A 20,441-nucleotide genomic window follows, 5' to 3' on the forward strand; every position below is an offset into this window, starting at 1 on the left:
TTCACGTGTGGCAGGCAGGATCAACGATGACGACGTGAAGGCGGTACGGGACGCGGTCCCGATCGACTCCGTCGTGTCCGAGTACCTCCAGCTGCGCAACGCGGGCGGTGGCAACCTCAAGGGCCTGTGTCCGTTCCACGACGAGAAGTCCCCCTCCTTCCAGGTCAGCCCGAGCAAGGGCCTGTTCCACTGCTTCGGCTGCCAGGAGGGCGGGGACACCCTCACCTTCGTGATGAAGGTCGACCATCTGTCCTTCTCGGAGGCGGTGGAGCGGCTCGCGGCCAAGGCCGGGATCACGCTGCGGTACGAGGAGGGCGGGTACAACCCCGCCCATCAGCGCGGCGAGCGCATCCGCCTGGTCGAGGCCCACCAGGTCGCGGCCCGGTTCTACGCGGAGCAGCTCGACGGCGCGGAGGCCGAGATCGGCCGGAAGTTCCTCGCCGATCGGGGTTTCGACCAGAGCGCCGCCCAGCACTTCGGCGTCGGCTACAGCCCGGCGGGCTGGGACCACCTCACCCGCTTCCTGCGCGGGAAGGGCTTCTCGGACAAGGAGCTGCTGCTGTCGGGGCTCTCCCAGGAGGGTCGCCGCGGTCCCATAGACCGCTTCCGCGGCCGACTGATGTGGCCCATTCGCGACATTTCCGGTGATGTCGTCGGTTTCGGTGCGCGCAAGCTCCGCGACGACGACAACGGTCCGAAATACCTGAACACCCCGGACACGGCGATCTACAAGAAGTCCCAGGTGCTCTACGGGATCGACCTGGCGAAGAAGGAGATCGCCAAGTCCAGCCGGGCCGTGGTGGTCGAGGGCTACACGGACGTGATGGCGTGCCATCTCGCCGGGGTGACGACGGCCATCGCGACCTGCGGTACGGCCTTCGGCGGCGAGCACATCAAGATCCTCCGGCGGCTGCTGATGGACAACGGCAGCGCCAAGGTGATCTTCACCTTCGACGGTGACGCGGCCGGCCAGAAGGCCGCGCTCCGGGCCTTCGAGGACGACCAGAAGTTCGCCGCCGAGACCTTCATCGCGATCGCCCCCGACAACATGGACCCCTGCGAGCTGCGGCTCGCCAAGGGCGACGAGGCCGTACGGGAGCTGGCCGAACCGCGCAACCAGCTCTTCGAGTTCGCCATCCGGCACATCGTGCGCAACTACGACCTGGAGACCCCGGTCGGCCGGGCCGCCGCGCTCGACGAGGCCGCGCCGATCGTCGCCCGGATCAAGAACAGCGCCTCCCAGCACGAGGTGGCCGTCCAGCTCGCGGGTCTGCTCGGCATCCTCGACACCCAGTTCGTGGTCAGACGGGTCGCCCAGCTGGCGCGCTGGGCCAGGCAAGGGGGCGGCGACAGCCGTGACGGGCGCGGCCAAGGGCAGGGCTCGTCGCGTCCCGGCCAGGCGCACGACACCGGGCAGCCCACCACGCCACGACCCAGCGGCCCCGCCCTCAACCTCCGCAGCCCCGCCCACCGCACCGAGCGCGAGCTGCTCAAGCTCGCCCTCCAGCGCCCCGAGCTGGTCTCCCCGGCCTTCGACGCCTACGGGGCCGACGAGTTCACCGCCCCGCCCTACGCCGCCGCGCGCCAGGCCGTCGTCGACGCGGGTGGCGCGGAGCTCGGCATCCCGGACCCGCCCGGCTATCTGGCCCGGGTCCGGGACGCCGCGCCCAACGACACCGTGCGCTCGATGATCACCGAACTCGCCGTGGAGGCCATCCACTCCCGGACGGTGGACGAGAGCTACGCGGGCTTCCAGCTCGTCCAGGTCCGGCTGCGTGCCGTCGACCGCCGTATCGCCGAGGTCCAGGGCACTCTCGCCCGTCTCGGCGCCCACGCGGACCCCGAGCAGCTCGCCGCGGTGCAGAACGAACTGTGGGTGCTCCAGCAGTACGCCCAGTCGCTGCGCAACCGGGGCGCCGACGCTCTCTGATCCCGTGGTGCGGTAACCGCGCGGTCACGGAAGGGACGCAAAAAGTCACCGCACGCCCCTCGTGGCAGAGATGTGTCGTACCCCACACTGGACGCGGTGCCTGAGTCCTCGGAGCGCGGCCGGTCCACACAGGGTGGGCCTCTCACCCCCCGCGGATCCGCTCGTGTACCTGGAGGTCGCCCCCGTGCAGACCCAGACCCAGCCGCAGACACAGTCCCTGACCACCCTGACGGCCGCCGATCCGGCCGCGGTCGTGCCCGCACAGAGCCATTCCGCGCACCACCCTGAAAACGTCCCCGAGAACGACCCGCCGCAGGCCGGGGACGAGGACGTACAGGGCGTGAGAGAGGAACCGCCCGAGCCGCCCCCGGTCCGTACCGAGTCACCGGGCAGCGCCCCCACGTCCGACCTCTTCCGGCAGTACCTCAGGGAGATCGGCCGGATCCCGCTGCTCACCGCCGCCGAGGAGGTCGAGCTCGCCCGCCGGGTGGAGGCGGGCCTCTTCGCCGAGGAGAAGCTCGCCAGCACCCCGGACCTCGATACGCGGCTCGCCCATGACCTCGACAGACTCGTCGTGATGGGCCGTATGGCCAAGCGCCGCCTCATCGAGGCCAACCTCCGCCTCGTCGTGTCCGTGGCCAAGCGGTATGTCGGGCGCGGGCTGACGATGCTCGATCTCGTCCAGGAGGGGAACCTGGGCCTGATCCGTGCCGTGGAGAAGTTCGACTACGCGCGCGGCTACAAGTTCTCCACCTACGCCACCTGGTGGATCCGCCAGGCCATGTCCCGGGCCCTCGCCGACCAGGCCCGGACCATCCGTGTCCCCGTCCATGTCGTCGAACTGATCAACCGGGTCATCCGGGTCCAGCGCCGGCTGCTCCAGGAGCGCGGCTACGAGCCCACCGCAGAGGAGGTCGCCGCCCAGCTCGACCTCGCGCCCGAGCGGGTCGGCGAGGTGCTGCGGCTCGCCCAGGAACCGGTGTCGCTGCACGCGCCCGTGGGCGAGGAGGACGACGTGGCCCTCGGTGACCTCATCGAGGACGGCGACGCGACCTCACCCGTCGAATCCGCGGCCTTCCTGCTGCTGCGCCAGCACCTGGAGGCCGTGCTGTCCACGCTCGGCGAACGCGAACGGAAGGTGGTCCAGCTCCGCTACGGGCTGGACGACGGGCGGCCCCGCACCCTGGAGGAGATCGGCCGGATCTTCGGCGTGACACGGGAACGCATCCGCCAGATCGAGTCCAAGACCCTCAACAAGCTGCGGGACCACACCTTCGCGGACCAGCTGCGCGGCTACCTGGACTGAGCGCCGTCGCCCTCAGGCGTCGTGCCGCCCCGCCGCGTCCGCCGTGCGTCGATCAGAGCGCCGACGGCGGTGCCGAGGGCCATGCCCAGGCCGAGGCCCAGCGGCAGACTGTCGAGCGCCAGCGCGATGACGGCCCCGAGCGACAGGCCGAGCGACAGCCCCAGTGCCGTCGCCGAGCCCGCGGGCGCGCGACCTCCGCCGTTCGCCTTCTTCTCCATGTTCCGTTCCTTCCCCCGTTGGTGGCCCGGTCGGCCACGTGCCGTGCACCTCAGTCGACTTCGGCCACCGCCTGGGCGAACTGCGCCGCGTAGAGCCGGGCGTACGCCCCACGCGCCAGCAGCAGCTCCTCATGTGTGCCCTGCTCGACGATGGAGCCGTCCTCCATCACCAGGATCACATCCGCGTCCCGGATGGTGGAGAGCCGGTGGGCGATCACGAACGAGGTGCGCCCGTGGGCCAGGCCCGCCATCGCCTTCTGGATCAGCACCTCGGTACGGGTGTCGACCGAGCTGGTCGCCTCGTCCAGCACCAGGATCACCGGATCGGACAGGAACGCCCGCGCGATGGTGATGAGCTGCTTCTCACCGGCGCTGACGCCCGAGCCCTCGTCGTCGATGACCGTGTCGTAGCCGTCCGGCAGCGTGCGGATGAAGCGGTCGGCGTGCGCGGCCCGCGCGGCCTCCTCGATCTCCTCCCGGGTGACCTCGCGGGACGCGCCATAGGCGATGTTCTCGGCGATCGTGCCCCCGAACAGCCAGGTGTCCTGGAGCACCATGCCGATTGCGGCCCGCAGGTCGTCCCGGGACATCGTGGCGATGTCGACACCGTCGAGCGCGATCCGGCCCCCCGTCACCTCGTAGAACCGCATCAGCAGATTGACCAGCGTGGTCTTGCCCGCGCCCGTCGGTCCGACGATCGCAACCGTCTGGCCCGGCTCCACGGACAGCGACAAATCCTCGATGAGCGGCTTCTCCGGGTCGTAGCGGAAGGACACCCGCTCCAGCGAGACCTCCCCGCGCAGCTCCTCGGGGCGGGCGCCGCGCACCGGGTCCGGCTGCTGCTCCTCCGCGTCCAGCAGCTCGAAGACCCGCTCGGCCGAAGCCACCCCGGACTGCACCAGGTTCGCCATCGACGCGACCTGCGTCAGTGGCATCGAGAACTGCCGCGAATACTGTATGAAGGCCTGCACGTCGCCGATCGACAGCGTGCCCGAGGCGACCCGCAGTCCGCCGACCACGGCCACCAGCACGTAGTTGATGTTCGAGATGAAGAACATCAGGGGCTGCATGACGCCGCTGTTGAACTGTGCCCGGAACCCGGCCTCGTACAGCGCCTCGTTCTGCTCGGCGAAGTCCTTCGCCGACTCCTCCTGGCGCCCGAACACCTTCACCAGGGCATGGCCGGAGTACATCTCCTCGACATGTGCGTTGAGCTTGCCCGTGGACTTCCACTGCTGCACGAACTGCGGCTGCGAGCGCTTGCCCACCTTCGCCGCGACGAACACCGACAGCGGCACGGTCACCAGCGCCACCAGGGCCAGCAGCGGCGAGATCCAGAACATCATCGCCAGCACGCCCACGATGGTCAGCAGTGAGTTGATCAGCTGCCCCATCGACTGCTGCATGGTCTGGGCGATGTTGTCCAGGTCGTTGGTCGCCCGGCTCAGCACCTCACCGCGCCTGGCCTTGTCGAAATACGACAGCGGCAGCCGCGACAGCTTCGTCTGCACGTCCTCGCGCATCCGGAACACGGTGCGGTTGATCACCCGGATCGACAGCCTGGTCGACACCAGCATCAGCAGCCCCGCGCCCACATAGACCGTGAGCGCGACCAGCAGCACGTGCCCGACCGCGGAGAAGTCGATGCCCTCGCCCGGGGTGAAGTCCACCCCGGAGAGCATGTCGGCGAGGCCGCCGTCACCCCGGGCACGCAGGGCGTCGAGCGCCTGCTCCTTGCTCGTGCCACCGGGTATCTCCCGCCCGACGACACCGGCGAACACCAGGTCCGTGGCCTGCCCGAGGATCTTCGGCCCGACCACCGCCGCCGCGACGCTCAGCACTCCGGCCGCGAGCATCGTCCACAGGGTGCCCCGCTCCGGGGCGAGCTGCGCCAGCAGCCGCTTGCCCGAACCCTTGAAGTCCATGGACCGTTCGCCCGAACCGGGCATCATCATGCGTCCGCCAGGACCGGCCATCAGGCTGCCTCCGCCTCGGTCAGCTGGGAGAGCACGATCTCCCGGTATGTCTCGTTGCTCTCCATCAGCTCATGATGGCGTCCGGCACCGACAACCCTGCCTTCGTCCAGGACCACGATCCGGTCCGCCCCACGGATGGTCGACACCCGCTGGGCGACGATCACCACGGTCGCGTCGGCCGTCTCCAGGGCCAGCGCCCCGCGCAGCGCCGCGTCGGTCGCGTAGTCCAGCGCCGAGAACGAGTCGTCGAACAGATAGATCTCCGGACGCTGCACCAGGGTCCGCGCGATCGCCAGCCGCTGCCGCTGACCGCCCGACACATTGGTGCCGCCCTGGGCGATCGGCGCGTTCAGCCCGCCGTCGAGCGCACGTACGAACTCGGCCGCCTGGGCCACCTCCAGCGCCTGCCACAGCTCCTCGTCGGTCGCCCCGGGATTCCCGTACCGCAGGTTCGTGGCCACCGTGCCGGAGAAGAGGTACGGCTTCTGGGGGACGAGCCCCACGGTCCGCGCCATCAGCGCCGGATCCAGCTGCCGTACGTCGACCCCGTCGACCAGCACCTCGCCGCCGGTGACGTCGAACAGCCGGGGGACGAGCCCGAGCAGCGTCGACTTGCCGCTGCCCGTCGAACCGATGATCGCGGTCGTCTCTCCCGGCCGGGCCACCAGCCCCACATCCACCAGTACCGGCTCCTCCGCACCCGGATAGCGGAACTGCGCGCCCCGCACCTCCAGATGCCCGCGACCCTCCAGCTCCTGTACCGGATCCGCCGGGGGGACCACGCTCGACTCCGTGTCCAGGACCTCCTGGATCCGCTCGGCACACACCTCGGCCCGCGGCACCATCATGAACATGAAGGTGGCCATCATCACGGCCATCACTATCTGCATCAGATAGGCGAGAAACGCGGTGAGCGCGCCGATCTCCATCCCGCCGCTGTCGATCCGCTGCGCACCGAACCAGACCACAGCGATGCTGGACACGTTCACGACCGTCATCACGGTCGGGAACATCAGTGCCATCAGCCGGCCGGTCGACAGGGCGACATCGGTCAGCTCGGTATTGGCGCCGCGGAACCGCTCCTGTTCGTAGGGGTCCCGCACGAACGCCCGGATCACCCTGTTGCCCGTGATCTGCTCCCGCAGCACCCGGTTCACCGTGTCCAGGCGCTCCTGCATGGTGCGGAACAGCGGGCGCATCCGCTTCACGATCAGCATGACGGAGATACCGAGCACCGGCACGACCGCCAGCAGCACCGCTGACAGCGGCACATCGAGGGCGAGGGCCAGCGCGATACCGCCGACGCACATGATCGGCGCGGACACCATCAGCGTGAACGACATCAGCACCAGCATCTGCACCTGCTGGACGTCGTTGGTCGTCCGGGTGATGAGCGACGGAGCCCCGAAATGGCCCACCTCGCGGGCCGAGAACGCCTGCACACGCGCGAAGACGGCCGCCCGTACGTCCCGGCCGAGCGCGGACGCGGTCCTGGCGCCGAAGTAGACGGCCCCGATGTTGCCCAGCACCTGGACGACGCTGACGCCGACCATGAGTGCGCCGAATGTCAGGATGTATCCCGTATCACCCTTGATGACACCGTTGTCAATGATGTCCGCGTTCAGGGTCGGCAGATAGAGGGTGGCGCTGGTCTGGAGCAGCTGGAGAGCCACCAGCAGGGCGAGGGGCTTGGTGTAGGGACGCAGGAACGTCCGAAGCAGTCTTATGAGCACGCGGGGTCTCTCGGGTGTCGGGTCATGGGGGCGGAGGTCGCCCCCATACTCCGTCACCCGGCTGCCCGAGCACCAAGGGATTTCCCCAAGCACGGGTCAAGAACGAGTCACCCGTGCTCGTGGCACGGCACGGCTCACGATCCCGGGCCGAACGCCCCCGGATGCACCTGGTTCCTGGTCGCCACGTACTGCTGACGCACCGCCTGTCCCACGGCCAGCTCCTCGCCCGGCTCGAACACCTGTGCAGACGCACCCTGCCAGGCCGGCGGGGTGTGCGGGGCCAGCGCCCCCTGGGCGACGCCCAGCGCCCAGGCCGCCTGACGGGCGGCGCCGATGGCCGCGTAGTCGGCCGGCTGGGGCACGACGACCTGCGCGCCGAAGATCGACGGCGCCGCAGCCTGCACCGCGGGCAGATCGGCGGCCTGGCCCAGCAGGAACACCCGCCGCACCTCCACGCCCCGGCCGCGCAGCACGTCCAGCGCGTCGGCGAGCCCGCACAGCATGCCCTCGAAGGCCGCACGCGCCAGATGCTCACGCTTCATCGACTCGCGCCGCAGCCCCGTGATCGTGCCGGCGGTGTGCGGGAGGTGCGGGGTGCGCTCGCCTTCCAGATAGGGGAGCAGCACCAGACCGGAGGCGCCCGGCGTCGACTTCATCGCGAGCGCGGACAGCTCGGAGAGGTCCTCGATGCCCAGCATCTCGGCGGTGCCGCGCAGCGCGCGGACCGCGTTGAGTGTGTGCACCACCGGCAGATGCATCCCGGTGGCGTCCGCGAAGGAGGTGATCATCCCGCTGGGGTCCGCGAGGGCCTCATGGTGCACGGCCATCACCGAACCGGACGCCCCCAGCGACACCACCGCGTCACCGGGCGCGAGGCCGAGGCCGAAGGCCGCCGCCATCGTCTCGCCGGTGCCCGCGGAGATCAGCAGCCCTTCCGGGGTCGTCCCGGCGGCGTCGGACGGGCCCAGCACCTCGGGCAACGCGGCCCGGTGCCCGAGCGCCAGCTCCACCAGATCGGGCCGGTAGGTCCCGGTGCCCGCCGACCAGTACCCGGTCGACGAGGCAGCGCCCCGGTCCGTCGTACGGCGCGCCGGCCGGCCCAGCAGCTGCCACACCAGCCAGTCGTGCGGCTGCATCACCAGGGCGGTGCGCTTGGCCGCGTCGGGCTCCGCCGCCGCCAGCCACCGCAGCTTGGCCACCGGCATCCCCGACTGCGGTACGCATCCGACGGCCTCGGCCCAGGCCTGACGGCCGCCGAACGCCTCCACCAGATCCGCAGCGGCGACCTGCGCCCGCTTGTCGTTCCCGACCAGCGCGGGCCGCACCGGGCCGCCCGAGGCGTCGATCGGGATCAGCCCGTGCTGCTGCGCCGACACGCCGATGGCCTGCACACCTTCGAGCAGTCCGCCCGCCGCCGCCTCGCCCAGCGACAGCAGCCACGCCTGCGGATCGACATCGCTCGCTTTCGCCTCGATCGGGTGCGGAGCGTACCCCTGGCGCAGCACGGCACCCGTGTCCGTGTCGCAGACGACGATGCGAGTGAAGGCGGACGAACTGTCCAGCCCGGCGACTATCCCCATGCCGTCAGATTCTGCCGCACTCCGGGGTCTGCTGCGGCCCCGGCCGAGCGGTCAGTCCCCTTCTCTAGGTGTTGCTCGTTCCCCAGTCGTCCTCCCCATTGCTCTGACTCCGCTCCCGCAGCGACCGCACCCGCGCGGCCACCGACTCGGGCACCCGGTCCTGCACCTTGTCGCTCACGGCGTGGTACGCCTTGCCCGCCGCCTCACGCCCCGTGTGCGCGGCGGACTCGGCGGCATTGCGCACCGCGGGGTTCTGCGCGAACTCCCGCGCGGACTTCTTCAGCTGCTCGTAACGCTCGCGCCCGGCACGGGTGCCGAGCACGTAACCGAGGGCCAGTCCGGCGACGAACGTAAGCCGGTATCGCATCGCTGCCACCCTTCGCCGACGCCGTCCCCGACGCCGGGATCTGAGGTCACGAGGTCACGGGGGGAACCGATTGGCGGAGCACCCCCCTGCTTGCGCTAATGTATGTGTCGCAGCGAGCGAGCGCCGCCCGGAGAGCCCTGGGTAGGTACGTTCGGTGCACACGCAGCAATCCCCTGTAGCTCAATTGGCAGAGCAGCCGGCTGTTAACCGGCAGGTTACTGGTTCGAGTCCAGTCGGGGGAGCGCGATCCCCTGTAGCTCAATTGGCAGAGCATTCGGCTGTTAACCGGAGGGTTACTGGTTCGAGTCCAGTCGGGGGAGCGGTACCGAAAGAGGACCCCTCGGGGTCCTTTTTCTGTGCCCGCCGCCATGCGCGCCCTCCCGTGCTCCCGGGCACTCCCCGGCCCCGGGAACCGCGCAGGCGGCGGCGCGGTCTTCATGGTCACAGCGAATCCGATCATCCGAAGCAGGAGATCGTATGAGCGGCTATGCTGCGGCAGACGGCGCGCACATATGTGCGCGACGCGCCGTAAGGGGCGGTAGCTCAGCCGGTTAGAGCAGCGGACTCATAATCCGTCGGCCGTGGGTTCGAGTCCCACCCGCCCCACCGCAGAGTGGTGCCGCAGGATCGTTTCTACCTGCGGGAGCGCGTGAACGGGGGTCGCCACTCCAGGTGGTGACCCCCGTTCATTCGTTCAGACCAAGCCCCAGTGGACGCGTAGTGGACGCGCGGACGATCTGGTGGACGGAGGGGCTCTCATGCCGCCTTCCGGCGCCCGTTCCAAGCCCGGCGGAACTGCCAGGGCGCTGCGGGCGAACAGCCCGGTCGGCAGCGTCCAGCCGTCCAAACCCGGAGGCTCCGACCATGGGGGAGTGCGGCCAGAGGCGGTGAGTGGCTCGTCGGTCGCGGTGACGTGGATGGTCCGATCCTCTGCCACCGCCGTAGCCAGTCGTCGGCGCAGCAGGTACTCGACGTCGCGCAGCAGATGTCGTGCCGGGCGTCGCGGGCACCGGAACCCCGTCGGGCCTGTGATCATGGAGCGTTCGTTGAAGGTGATCGACGAGGAGCTCCATGTCGCGGGGCCGTTGGCTCGCCCCCGCCGCACGGCGCTCACGGGAACGTGCGGTAGGTGATTCGGTGAACTGGTTGACCTCACTGCCGGCGGTGGTGCTGGTGGTGGGCTGGCTCTTCGTTGCCCTCCTGGTCGCGGCCTTGGCGCGGGTCGGCGTCCGGGCGCTCGTACCGGTCGGGGAACGGGATCGGGTGCCGCAGATCGCCATGCCCCTGATGCCCACGCTTGGCGCTGCCTTCGCGATCTTCGCGGCACTCACCCTGGCCAGCGAGGCTGGCTATCTGCGCGCAGCGGAAGGGCTGGTGAGCGACGAGGCGGCCGCGACCTCCCGGCTGGCATGGGCGGCGACGAGTCCGCGGGTCCAGTCCGAGCCGATCCATGCGGCACTGCTGGACTATCTGCGGACCACGCGTGTCAAGGAATGGAAGGGCGCGGCAGCGGCGTCCGGTGGCGACCCGGCCACCGCTCGCGCGATCGCACGGCTGGAGAGGACCGTGCGAGCCGAGGCGACCAGGCCCGAGCTGGGGTCACCGGCGGGCACGGAGCTGCTGGTTTCCCTGGACAGTGTCACCAGCAGTCGCCGCTTCCGCATCGCGGCGGCATCGCGCGCCGTTCCCGGGCTCTACGTCGTCACGCTCGTGGCCAGCGGACTGGCTCTGATCGTGAATGCCGGCGCGCTGATCTTCCGCAGCAGCCTGCGAGCGTCTCTGCTGGTCGTGGGCGTTGCCAGTGTGGTCGGACTGAGTCTTGCGTTGCTCTTCGCACTCAGTGCCCCCTGGCGCGGAGCGTTCATCGTGAGCGGGTATCCACTCGACGCCGTCGCTCAGGACCTGGGATCCGGCTTCTTCGGCGCCGGGCAGTAGGCGCCGGGCAGGGCGCGAGGGCTGCGGGGTTTTCGGCGCTGCTGCTGCGTCTCGGGGTGGCTGCGACCGCGACGTGTACAACCACGGGTCAGGTCAACACCGTTCGCGGCAACTACGGACTTCCTCCGATCACCTTCTACAGGGCACAGGTGCGCTTGGACGGCACGCCAAGGAAGGTGCTGCCGGGCGACCGGTGGATTCCTCTGACTCCGGACAGCGGCAAATGGGGCCGGCTCCAGTCCGGTGTGGTGGGCTGGTACGAACCCGGCCCCACGCCCGGCTCCCAGGGGCCGGCGGTGATCGCCGGGCATGTGACCTGGAACGGACCTCGCCACCCGCTACGCCAACGCCGTCCACGACACCACCCCGCCCTGACCCGAGCACGGACCGAGCGCAGCGCCGAGCTGCGCCACCACGACGGCTCGGACCGCGACGCCGACTGTTGGTCGAGCTCGGCGACCGCTCGGTGCGTGGCATTGGGCTCGGCACGCCAGGCTGCAATGTCGCGCCTCATGCGCCAAGACCGGCGGCGGATCTCCGTGTCGGCCGTGCAGTAGCCGTGCGTGACCGGTTTCTCGGCTTCCGGGTCGTGCCGCCACAAGCCGTTCGGCCCGCAGTAGTCGGGGATGCCGGAGGCGTAAGGCAGGTTGACGGCGAGGACGCGTGGCGGCCGGCCATGGCAGACCTTGACGAGTGCAAGGTGACCGGAGATCAGGAACTGCACGCATCCGACGACGTCCGGGGCCCAGATCAGCCTGTTCAGCAATGCGTCCGTCGAACCGGTCCATCGGATTCGGAGGCCCCGGCTTCGCGCAGCTCCGAACACGGACACGCGCTTCCTGCAGGAGGTGTCCTCGCGCGGCTTCGAGGTACGTTCGGTGACGAAGAAGGCGGCGATGCCGCCCGGCCCCCTGAGGAGACTGGGGTGATGGCATGCCGCGCGAGGCCCTGACCCGCAGAGCTGACGGCGACACCGGGTGGGCGGTCGCGGCATTCGTCGCTCCCGCCACGGGGCCCGGCGCGGGGCGTGTGGTCCCGGCGGACCGGTACGCCGCCTCCGCAGCGACGGCGCTTTACGGCCTGTGGCCCGAGCCACAGGCGAGCACCCGCGCCCCGATCCCGCACAGCAGCCGGACATGACCGGACACCGCTCCATCGATACCAACGGTCCGAGCGGTCCGCAGGAGCCGGAGCCGCAGGAGGCGGCGTTCGGTGAGGCCCGCTGGCCGATGGCGGGAGCTGTCGTCGCCGCCATGCTGCTGACCTTGCTGCTACCCGACGACCTGCGTCTGGGGCCGCGCTGGCTGCTTCCATTTGTCGAAGGACTACTCCTGGTGACGCTGATCGCGGGCGACCCGGGCCGGATCAACCGCCGCTCGGTCGTCCTTCGCGCCGTGTCGATCGCCCTGGTCGGGGTGCTGGCCGTCAGCGCCATGTGGTCGACCGTCCGGTTGATCGACGACCTCATCCACGGTGGGACCGAGACCAACTCCGCCGCCGGCCTACTGCAGGCGGGCGGCAGTGTCTGGGCCTCCACCGTCCTCGCCTTCTCCCTGCTGTACTTCGAACTCGACGGCGGCGGAGCGGCCGCCCGGGCACACCGCATGCCCGGCACCCCCGAACTCGCCTTTCCCCAGCAGCTCAACCGTGACCTGAACGCCGCGCACTGGCGCCCCCGCTATGTCGACTACCTCTATCTCGGGCTCACCAACTCCACCGCCTTCAGCCCCACCGACGTCATGCCGCTGGCTCCCTGGGCGAAGATCGCCATGGCAATACAGTCCCTCGTCTCCCTGCTCATCCTCGGACTAGTGATCGCGCGAGCCGTCAACGTCCTCGTCTGACAACCAGCACCCGCACACCCCGGACGAGCAGTCGCACGGCTGCCGAGACCCGTATGGACGTCCTGTCGGCGCCTGATCTGGACGACTTCCGGAGCGGAGCTCCGTTGCTCACTCGTCAGGAGGCGTATCGGCTGCCGGGCGCCACCACACCGCGCCGCACGAACTCCTTGGCGGCCTCGCGCGCAGAGGAACTGGCCGGTCAGGTTGACGTCGATGACCTTCTGCCATTGGGTGAGCGTCATCTCCGGCACGGACGCCTCCCGCTGAAGCCGGCGTTGGCCACCATGATGTCGATGGTGCCGAACTCCTCCACCATCCGCGCGACCATCGCGATCACCTGGTCCTCGTCGGACGCGTCTGCCTGATGGCGAGACCGATTCCCGTCTGCGATTGGTACGACCGCGGCTGGTGACCCGCAGTACAACATTAGAGTTGTCGTTCGGGATCATAAGCTGATTACAGCATTCCCGAGGTGGCGGTATTCCAGGGGTTCCCCGACGCGGCCGCGCGCAGTGAATGGCGTGCTCGGTTTGGGCCCTTCCTGGACGTGCCAGGCGCGTTGGAGTCGTATCTTCCGATGGCTTTCGGCGGGCGGCCTGTTCCGGACACGTACGCCGCAGCCCTGACCGCCAACTACGGACCTCCGAGCGGTAGACGGCCGTAACTTCGCTGAGGGCCTCCGGAGTTCGGCGGGATGCTTCGTCGGCACCGTGGGGATACGTCTTCGCCACATGTAGGCGCGGGGTGTCGATGTCGGGCCCGCCTGCGGAGTTCGGGTCCCCTGTGTGCATAGGCGCCCGCCCCCGAGCAGGTGGCGGGGGCGGGCGCTGGGGTTGCCTGGGTCAGCCGAAGCAGTTCGGGACGGGGTTGGTGCTGCCGTCGCAGTTGGTGGGTACGTTGTCGATGATCTTGACCTTGCCGTTCGCGACGACCGTGCCGTCGTTGTGGACGCCGCCCGCGGGTTCGTCGGAGATGTTGCCCGTCACCTTCGAGTCGGTGAGGGTGACGAGGCTGTTGACGTCGACGAAGATGCCGCCGCCGTTGGCGTCGTTGCCGGGAGCCTGGTTGCCGGTGATCTTCGAGTCGCGGATTGCCACCCCCAGCTCGTCGTCGTCCAATTCGATGGAGAGACCGCCGCCGTTGCTGTTGGTGGCCGTGTTGTCGACGATCTTGCTGTCCTCGATCACAGCCGATGTTGTGAGGTTGAGGCCACCACCGCCCCCGTCGGTGGCGGTGTTGGCCTTGACGGTGCTCTGGCGCAGGTAGAGCGAGCCGTACTGGTTGTAGATGCCGCCGCCGTAGTAGCCGACGTTGTAGGTGAGGGCGCTCTTCTCCACCTCGGTCACACCGCCGTAGTTGTCCAAGGCGCCGCCGTAGAAACCGTAGTTGTAGGAGAGGTAGCTCTCACTGATCCTCGTCGTGCCGTACTCGTTGACGATGGCCGCATAACCGTCGGAGACGTTGCCGGTGATCTTGGTTCTGCTGATGTCAGCCTTGCCGTAGTAGCTGGAGACGGCCGCACCCTCGGTGCCGAAGTTCGTGTCGAGAGTGCTGTCGCGGATGGCGGTGATGCCCTCGTTGTAGACACCGCCGCCCTCGTAGCTGCTGACATCGCTGACGGTGTTGTTCTCCAGTGTGACGTTCTCGAGGTCGAGCCGTCCCGCGGGTCTTACGTTGACTGCACCACCGTCGTCCTCGTCGGCCTTGCCGCGAGTGACTGTGAGGTTGCGGAGTCGAAGGTCGCCGCCGGCTTCGACCTCGAAGATCCGGAAATCGTCGGCATTCGCGGCGCGCGTGATGGTCGCGCCGTTGCCGATGATCGTGATCGGCTGAGTGATCGCGGGCAGGCCGTTGCCGTCCAGATGGGCGGTGAGCGTATAGGTGCACTTCTTCGCCAACTCCAGACGACCGGGGCCCGTGGCGTCGTCCGCCTCCGTGATCGCCAGGATCAGATCGTCCGGGTCGCACTCCACGGACCTGGTCTTCTCGTGATTCCCCTCGCGCGAACCATGGCCGTGGTCGTCGTCGTGGCCGTCCCACTTCGCCCGGTCATGGCCGTCGGAGTCCCTGCCCTTGTCCTCGTCACCCTTGGCCCCGGAGCCCCGCCCCTTGCCTCCGAGCGACCCGGTGCTCCGGGAATCCGACTGCTCGTCGTCCTTGGCCGCGGCGGCCGGTTTCGCCTCCGCGGAGTCCGTGTACGCGGCTACGGCCGTACCACCACCGCCCACCATCGTGGCGAAACCGGCCGCGGCGAGAACGGCGACCTTCCAGTGACGGCTCAGCGCCGCGGTCTTCGCACGGGACCCGCAGTCCGTGCTCGTGCCCTGGAGTCCAGACATCGACGGTGCTCTCCTTCTGTGTGACAAGCCGTCACGCCCCCTGGCAGGGGGGGCGAAAGTGTGGGCATCGAACCACGAAGAAGGGGATAAATAGGAAAATAGGCCTAAAGTGGGTGTGTCGGCTGCCGAGGGCTCAGGTGCGGACCTTTGGACCCGGCCGTGTCCTACAGGGCGGTGGCTCGCCGGGCCGGCCATGGGGCGGCGTACATCGCGGATGGGGCACCGACCGCGCCGTCTCCTGGCGGGCGGGCTTTGGACACACCGCCTCGTGGAGGCGTGGGTGTGGCAGAGCGGTTCTTGCTGCTTGGGGCCGCGGCGGTGACCGTTGATCGTGGCCGTGGTCGGGGCGGCCGACAAGAGAAGAACTTCTGGTGCCGCGGTTGCATCCGTAGGCCGGTGGGAGATCCGCCTGGCCGACGCCGCCTACCCGTATGCGGCGCGCCACCGCTTCGCGGGATGTCCGTTCCATTGGGCGGCAAAAGGCAAAGGCAAGGAGAGCTCTCTCCTTGCCACTCTCAACTTATAGCGCGCTGGGGGGCTTGCCGCAAGGCCCGGGTCACGGCGCAGAATCGTCGGCCGATGCCGCAAGCAGCGGAGATGGGGGCACGGCGTGAGGGTGTTGTTGTCGATGTACGGGGGCGCGGTGACGTCGTGTCAGGGGTGGGGGTTGCCGTTGCGGGTGCTCGGCGCGGAGGTGCGGGGGGTGCGCGCCGACCGACCGGGCGGCGCGGCGGGTCGACTCGTCAGAGGGCGGCGACCAGCGATGAGGATGTGTGCGACAGGAGGCTGTACAGAGTGGGAGGCGCCGGTGATCCGATCGGCCACCGCAGTGCGAGGGAACACGGCCGCCTCGGAGGTGTCGCAGTGAGCGAGCAGTACGTGTGGGATCTTCAAGAAGCCGACGAGACGCAGGTCGCGGTCGTCGGCGGCAAGGGCGCGCACCTGGGCGGGCTGTCGCGGATCGAAGGCATCCGCGTGCCGGGTGGCTTCTGCGTGACGACGGACGCCTTCCGGCGGATCCTGGCGCAAGCGCCGTCGATCGACGATCGGCTCGATCAGTTGTCGCGTGTGAACCCGGACGACCGCGAGGCGATCCGCACGCTCAGCGCGGAGATCCGCCGGACCGTCGAAGGGATTGCCGTCCCGGGCGATCTGGCGGCGGCGATCACGCGCGCGCTCGCCCGGCACGGCGAGCAGGCCGCCTACGCCGTCCGCTCCAGCGCGACGGCGGAGGACCTGCCGACGGCCTCCTTCGCCGGCCAGCAGGACACGTACCTGAACGTCGTGGGGCCGACGGCGATCCTCCGGCACGTCAGCCGGTGCTGGGCCTCGCTGTTCACCGAGCGGGCCGTGACCTACCGCCAGCGGAACGGCATCGACCACCGTACGGTCCACATGGCCGTGGTCGTGCAGCAGATGGTCTTCCCGGATGCGGCCGGCATCCTGTTCACGGCCGACCCCGTCACGGGCAACCGGAAGGTCGCCACCGTGGACGCCGGCTTCGGCCTCGGTGAGGCCCTGGTCTCCGGCCTGGTGAACCCGGACGTCTTCAAGGTGCGGCACGGCGAAGTCGTCGCGAAGGCGGTCGCCGCCAAACAGCGTGCCGTTCACGCCCTGCCGGCCGGCGGTACGCAGGAAGTGGCGCTCGACTCGCAGCAGCAGGAGCAGCCGGCGCTGACGGATAGGCAGGCCGTGCGGCTCGTGCAGCTCGGGCGGCGGATCGAAACGCACTTCGGCCGCCCGCAGGACATCGAATGGTGCCTGGTCGACGATGGCTTCCAGATCGTTCAGAGCCGGCCGATCACAACACTGTTCCCCGTCCCCGAGACCGGCGACCAGGAGAATCACGTCTACGTCTCCGTCGGCCACGGGCAGATGATGACCGACCCCATGAAGCCCCTGGGGCTTTCCATGTGGCAGCTGACGGCCATGGTGCCGATGCACGAGGCCGGGGGGAGGCTGTTCGTCGACGTCACCCGCCGCCTGGCCTCGCCCGCGAGCCGCGCCGGCCTCCTGGACGCCATAGGGAGAGGCGATCCGCTGATCAGGGACGCTCTGGAGACCGTCCTCGACCGCGACGAATTCGTCCCGTCGCTCCCGGACGCAGGTACCGGCGGGCTGTCGGCCGGTGGTGCGCCCGCCCCGATCGAGACCGATCCGGCCCTCGTCACCGAGCTGATCGGGCGCAGCCAGGTGTCCATCGCCGCCCTGGAGCGCGACATCCGGACGAAGACCGGACCGGCGCTCTTCGACTTCCTGCTGGAGGCCTTCGAGGAACACAAGCGCGTCCTCGGCGATCCGCTGAGCCTTCAGGCGATCATGGCGGGGATGGAGGCCACGTGGTGGCTCAACGACAAGCTCCAGGAGTGGCTGGGCGAGAAGAACGCGGCTGACACGCTGACGCTGTCCGCCCCCGACAACGTCACCTCGGAGATGGGGCTGGCGCTGCTCGACGTCGCGGACGTGATCCGCGCGCAGCCGGAGGTGGTGGCGTTCCTCCAGGGTGTCGAGGACGACGGCTTCCTGGACGAGCTGGCGAAGCTCGCGGGCGGGACCGAAGCGCGCGATGCCATAGAGGCCTATCTCGACCGGTACGGCATGCGCTGCGTCGGCGAGATCGACATCACGAGGCCACGTTGGCGCGAGCGTCCCACCACGCTTGTTCCGGTGATCCTCGACAACGTCAGGAACTTCGAGCCGGGCGCCGCCGGACGGCGTTTCGAGCAAGGCCGGCGGAAGGCGCAGAAGAAGGAACAGGACGTGCTGTCACGCCTGCGGGCCCTGCCGGACGGGGACCAGAAGGCCGACGAGGCCAAGCGGATGATCGACCGGGTCAGAACCTTCATCGGGTACCGGGAGTACCCCAAGTACGGCATCGTCAGCCGCTACTTCGTCTACAAGCAGGCCCTGCTGGAGGAGGCCGAGCGCCTCGTGCAGGCCGGCGTGCTTTCTGAGAAGGAGGACGCCTTCTACCTCACGTTCCAGGAACTCCACGACGTCGTGCGCTCGACCCAGGTGGATGGCCAGCTCATCCAGCAGCGCAAGGACGCGTTCCGGTCGTACCACGCGCTCACACCGCCCCGGGTGCTCACCTCGGACGGTGAGGCCGTCACCGGGGCGTACCGGCGCGACGACGTACCGGCCGGCGCCCTGACCGGGCTGGCGGTATCCGCCGGGACCGTCGAGGGAAGGGCCCGCGTCATCCTGGACATGGCGGATGCCGACCTCGAAGCGGGCGACATCCTGGTCACGCCCTTCACGGACCCCAGCTGGTCGCCGCTGTTCGTCGGAATCGCGGGCCTGGTCACGGAGGTGGGCGGCCTGATGACCCATGGCGCAGTGATCGCCCGGGAGTACGGCCTGCCTGCCGTTGTGGGCGTGGAGCGGGCCACCCGGTTGATCCGGGACGGGCAGCGGATCCGCGTGCACGGAACCGAGGGGTACGTCGAGATCCTGTCTTGACCGATCACACCGGGAAGCCCGTCCGTAGCTTCCGGCCGAACAACGCCACACTGCCGAGCAGTTGATGACCGCCCCACGACCGCCACCAACGCGCACACGACCCGCAGCTGTCTTCACCTGGGAAGTGCCTCTGCCGCCACGTACCGGCTCGTGCAGCATGCGGAGCTCGTATGTGGCTACCGCCGTGGCATCTCCCGTCCGACGCACGCGTACCACCGTGAAGGTACCTCCCGAAAACCACAGGTAGAGGCGCGATCGAGATGCCGCCGGGGCAGCAGGTCGCCGGAGTGGGCTGGATGGGCAACGGCCTCGTCTTCAGCACGCCAACTGGCGGGACCGCTTGTCGACCCCACCAATCTCACCAGTCGCTTCCGCGACCTCCTCATCCGCGCCACGCTCCGCCGCATCTGGCTTCACGACCTGCGCCATTCGACGGCTGACCTGTTCCTGGAGCAGGGCGTCGACCTTGTCGTGATCAAGGAACTCCTGGACCACGCCCACGTCGGCGTCACCGCCACCGTCTACGCTCACATCCGTCACCGCCTTCAGCGAGACGCCATCGACGCCCTCGGCACCGCGCTGAACGGTCCGGCGATCACTGAGACGGCCAACGGCGGCGAACCGCCACTCCGCGCCGCCCTCGTCCGCTGACGTTGAAAAGTGGGGGTAACAGCGGGCGTTGGTGGTGCCACACCTCGTCATGAGGCACACGGCATTTCCTGCACCGTACTTGCCCCGTGGCATACGGGCCGGGGCAGGCCCCACGAGCCTTGAGGAGGCTCGTGGGGCCTCTGGAAGAATTAGTCAGCCAGACTGTGCGCCTGGTGGCTGAGTATTACACCGTTCCGGGCTATGCCCAGTGCGACCGAACCTGGGCAGAGCCAGGCCACCCGTCTAGAGGTGGTCGATTAATCTATTCCACCTTCGTGAACCCGCTAAGGGTATTTGCTGTTCGGGCACGCAGGTGCTGGTGGGCCGTCGAGATGCCCGTTCCTCAAGGTCTGGGTTCCTGTCAATTCTGACAGGTACGCCGCCGACGCCAACCGCCTGATTTGTTTGCGTGTTGAGTCACGACCCGCTTCTGCATGGCGAGTACCCGCACTTGGCCTGTGCCCAGGCCCCAACCGACGTTGAGGTCGAAATCGTTGTCGGGGACGATCTGTGGGCGATGAGCTCAGTGCGTCAAGTCCTCAGTCGCAAAGTCCCCAATTGAGATAGACCACCTCAGCTCATACCAAAAGCTCCCCTCGGTATATGCATCTGAATCGATACGCCTCAGGGAATCTTCGATATCGCGGGCCGCCCGTTCCCAGTCGTCGGGGTCAGAATCCACTGAGTAGAACGGGAAGCGGTTGATAAGCGCCTTGACTGAAGTCGTAAAGCAATCCAGGGAAGAGTTCACTAGCGTCACTTCGCTCAATCCGCTTCCGGATTCCACAATGCGACCATCGACGGGGTCAAGAAGTATACTACCGAACGCCCCTACCGATCCAAAACGAATGCATTCCCCGTGCCCCGCGATCGTGACGCGCTGCAAGTAGTTGCTGGCGCGATAGCCCCCCCCAACCGTTTGTACTGGAACTTCGAGCGATATCCCTGATGCGTCATCTTCGAAGCTCAAGTGCGTGAGATGAAAATGAGGTTGATTGTCGGTTGTGGAATCGTTCATCGGTAGTCCCATAGTGATGTCAGGGGTAGAGTATTAGACATCTTACGCCCTGCCGAGAGCTGGTGCGCCATATAGGTTAAAG

General features: G+C 68.7%; 12 protein-coding genes, 3 tRNA genes and 4 pseudogenes. 10 read left to right on the top strand and 9 right to left on the bottom strand.

Annotation, left to right across the window (positions count from 1 at the left end; genetic code table 11):
- Positions 1-7: 7 nt before the first annotated feature.
- Both dnaG and ACFV6V_RS26100 read left to right on the top strand, forming a co-directional pair.
- Positions 8-1,930 (top strand): DNA primase, encoded by a 1,923-nt coding sequence (gene dnaG, locus ACFV6V_RS26095; RefSeq protein ID WP_385569453.1) that lies wholly within the window; start codon positions 8-10, stop codon positions 1,928-1,930.
- 96 nt (positions 1,931-2,026) lie between these two features.
- A pseudogene (locus tag ACFV6V_RS26100) lies at positions 2,027-3,236 on the top strand (RNA polymerase sigma factor).
- Here the strand turns inward: ACFV6V_RS26100 and ACFV6V_RS26105 are convergent.
- The 5 genes from ACFV6V_RS26105 to ACFV6V_RS26125 all read right to left on the bottom strand — a co-directional run bounded on the left by ACFV6V_RS26105 (position 3,224) and on the right by ACFV6V_RS26125 (position 9,110).
- Positions 3,224-3,454, bottom strand: a complete 231-nt coding sequence (locus ACFV6V_RS26105; RefSeq protein WP_385569456.1) for a hypothetical protein — start codon at positions 3,452-3,454, stop codon at positions 3,224-3,226. The pseudogene ACFV6V_RS26100 and the gene ACFV6V_RS26105 sit on opposite strands and share 13 nt — an antisense overlap.
- Before the next feature lie 50 nt (positions 3,455-3,504).
- A complete protein-coding gene (locus tag ACFV6V_RS26110) occupies positions 3,505-5,430 on the bottom strand; it encodes an ABC transporter ATP-binding protein (RefSeq protein WP_385569458.1) in 1,926 nt (641 codons plus the stop codon).
- Positions 5,430-7,163, bottom strand: a complete 1,734-nt coding sequence (locus ACFV6V_RS26115; protein ID WP_385569461.1) for an ABC transporter ATP-binding protein — start codon at positions 7,161-7,163, stop codon at positions 5,430-5,432. Before ACFV6V_RS26115 ends, ACFV6V_RS26110 begins: the two co-directional genes overlap by 1 nt.
- 134 nt (positions 7,164-7,297) lie before the next feature.
- A complete protein-coding gene (locus tag ACFV6V_RS26120; RefSeq protein ID WP_385569463.1) occupies positions 7,298-8,743 on the bottom strand; it encodes an FGGY family carbohydrate kinase in 1,446 nt (481 codons plus the stop codon).
- Between the two features lie 64 nt (positions 8,744-8,807).
- Positions 8,808-9,110: a YtxH domain-containing protein gene (locus ACFV6V_RS26125; protein ID WP_385569465.1), complete on the bottom strand. Its 303-nt coding sequence runs from the start codon at positions 9,108-9,110 to the stop codon at positions 8,808-8,810.
- A gap of 169 nt (positions 9,111-9,279) precedes the next feature.
- Between ACFV6V_RS26125 and ACFV6V_RS26130 the strand changes: the two genes are divergently transcribed.
- From ACFV6V_RS26130 to ACFV6V_RS26145, 4 genes are all read left to right on the top strand, one after another.
- A tRNA-Asn gene (locus ACFV6V_RS26130) sits at positions 9,280-9,352 on the top strand.
- 5 nt (positions 9,353-9,357) lie between these two features.
- Positions 9,358-9,430: transfer RNA gene (locus ACFV6V_RS26135), tRNA-Asn, on the top strand.
- Between the two features lie 212 nt (positions 9,431-9,642).
- Positions 9,643-9,716, top strand: a tRNA-Ile gene (locus ACFV6V_RS26140).
- A 531-nt stretch (positions 9,717-10,247) separates the two neighbouring features.
- On the top strand, positions 10,248-11,045 hold the full coding sequence (locus ACFV6V_RS26145; protein ID WP_385569468.1) for a hypothetical protein: 798 nt from the start codon (positions 10,248-10,250) through the stop codon (positions 11,043-11,045).
- Between the two features lie 442 nt (positions 11,046-11,487).
- Here ACFV6V_RS26145 and ACFV6V_RS26150 read toward each other — a convergent pair.
- Positions 11,488-11,691: pseudogene (locus tag ACFV6V_RS26150) on the bottom strand (NAD-dependent deacetylase); the annotation flags it as partial.
- 287 nt (positions 11,692-11,978) lie between these two features.
- Here ACFV6V_RS26150 and ACFV6V_RS26155 point away from each other — a divergent pair.
- Both ACFV6V_RS26155 and ACFV6V_RS26160 read left to right on the top strand, forming a co-directional pair.
- Positions 11,979-12,185 carry a hypothetical protein gene (locus ACFV6V_RS26155; RefSeq protein ID WP_385569470.1) on the top strand — a complete coding sequence of 69 codons (207 nt, stop codon included), beginning with the start codon at positions 11,979-11,981 and terminating at the stop codon, positions 12,183-12,185.
- Positions 12,182-12,889: a hypothetical protein gene (locus tag ACFV6V_RS26160; protein WP_385569473.1), complete on the top strand. Its 708-nt coding sequence runs from the start codon at positions 12,182-12,184 to the stop codon at positions 12,887-12,889. The genes ACFV6V_RS26155 and ACFV6V_RS26160 overlap by 4 nt, the downstream gene beginning before the upstream one ends.
- Before the next feature lie 121 nt (positions 12,890-13,010).
- On the opposite strand, the pseudogene ACFV6V_RS26165 reads toward ACFV6V_RS26160, so the two are convergent.
- Positions 13,011-13,256, bottom strand: a pseudogene (locus ACFV6V_RS26165) (SDR family NAD(P)-dependent oxidoreductase); the annotation flags it as partial.
- Between the two features lie 475 nt (positions 13,257-13,731).
- On the bottom strand, positions 13,732-15,228 hold the full coding sequence (locus ACFV6V_RS26170) for a hypothetical protein (protein ID WP_385569476.1): 1,497 nt from the start codon (positions 15,226-15,228) through the stop codon (positions 13,732-13,734).
- Between the two features lie 864 nt (positions 15,229-16,092).
- Here ACFV6V_RS26170 and rph point away from each other — a divergent pair.
- Positions 16,093-18,690, top strand: a complete 2,598-nt coding sequence (gene rph / locus ACFV6V_RS26175; RefSeq protein WP_385569478.1) for a rifamycin-inactivating phosphotransferase — start codon at positions 16,093-16,095, stop codon at positions 18,688-18,690.
- A 275-nt stretch (positions 18,691-18,965) separates the two neighbouring features.
- Positions 18,966-19,341, top strand: a pseudogene (locus ACFV6V_RS26180) (tyrosine-type recombinase/integrase); the annotation flags it as partial.
- A gap of 523 nt (positions 19,342-19,864) precedes the next feature.
- Here ACFV6V_RS26180 and ACFV6V_RS26185 read toward each other — a convergent pair.
- The gene (locus tag ACFV6V_RS26185; protein ID WP_385569481.1) at positions 19,865-20,359 is read right to left on the bottom strand and encodes an SUKH-4 family immunity protein; all 495 of its coding nucleotides are present in this window, start codon (positions 20,357-20,359) and stop codon (positions 19,865-19,867) included.
- Positions 20,360-20,441 lie beyond the last annotated feature (82 nt).

This window comes from Streptomyces sp. NPDC059828 (assembly GCF_042731955.1).
In the GTDB taxonomy this organism is placed as follows: domain Bacteria; phylum Actinomycetota; class Actinomycetes; order Streptomycetales; family Streptomycetaceae; genus Streptomyces.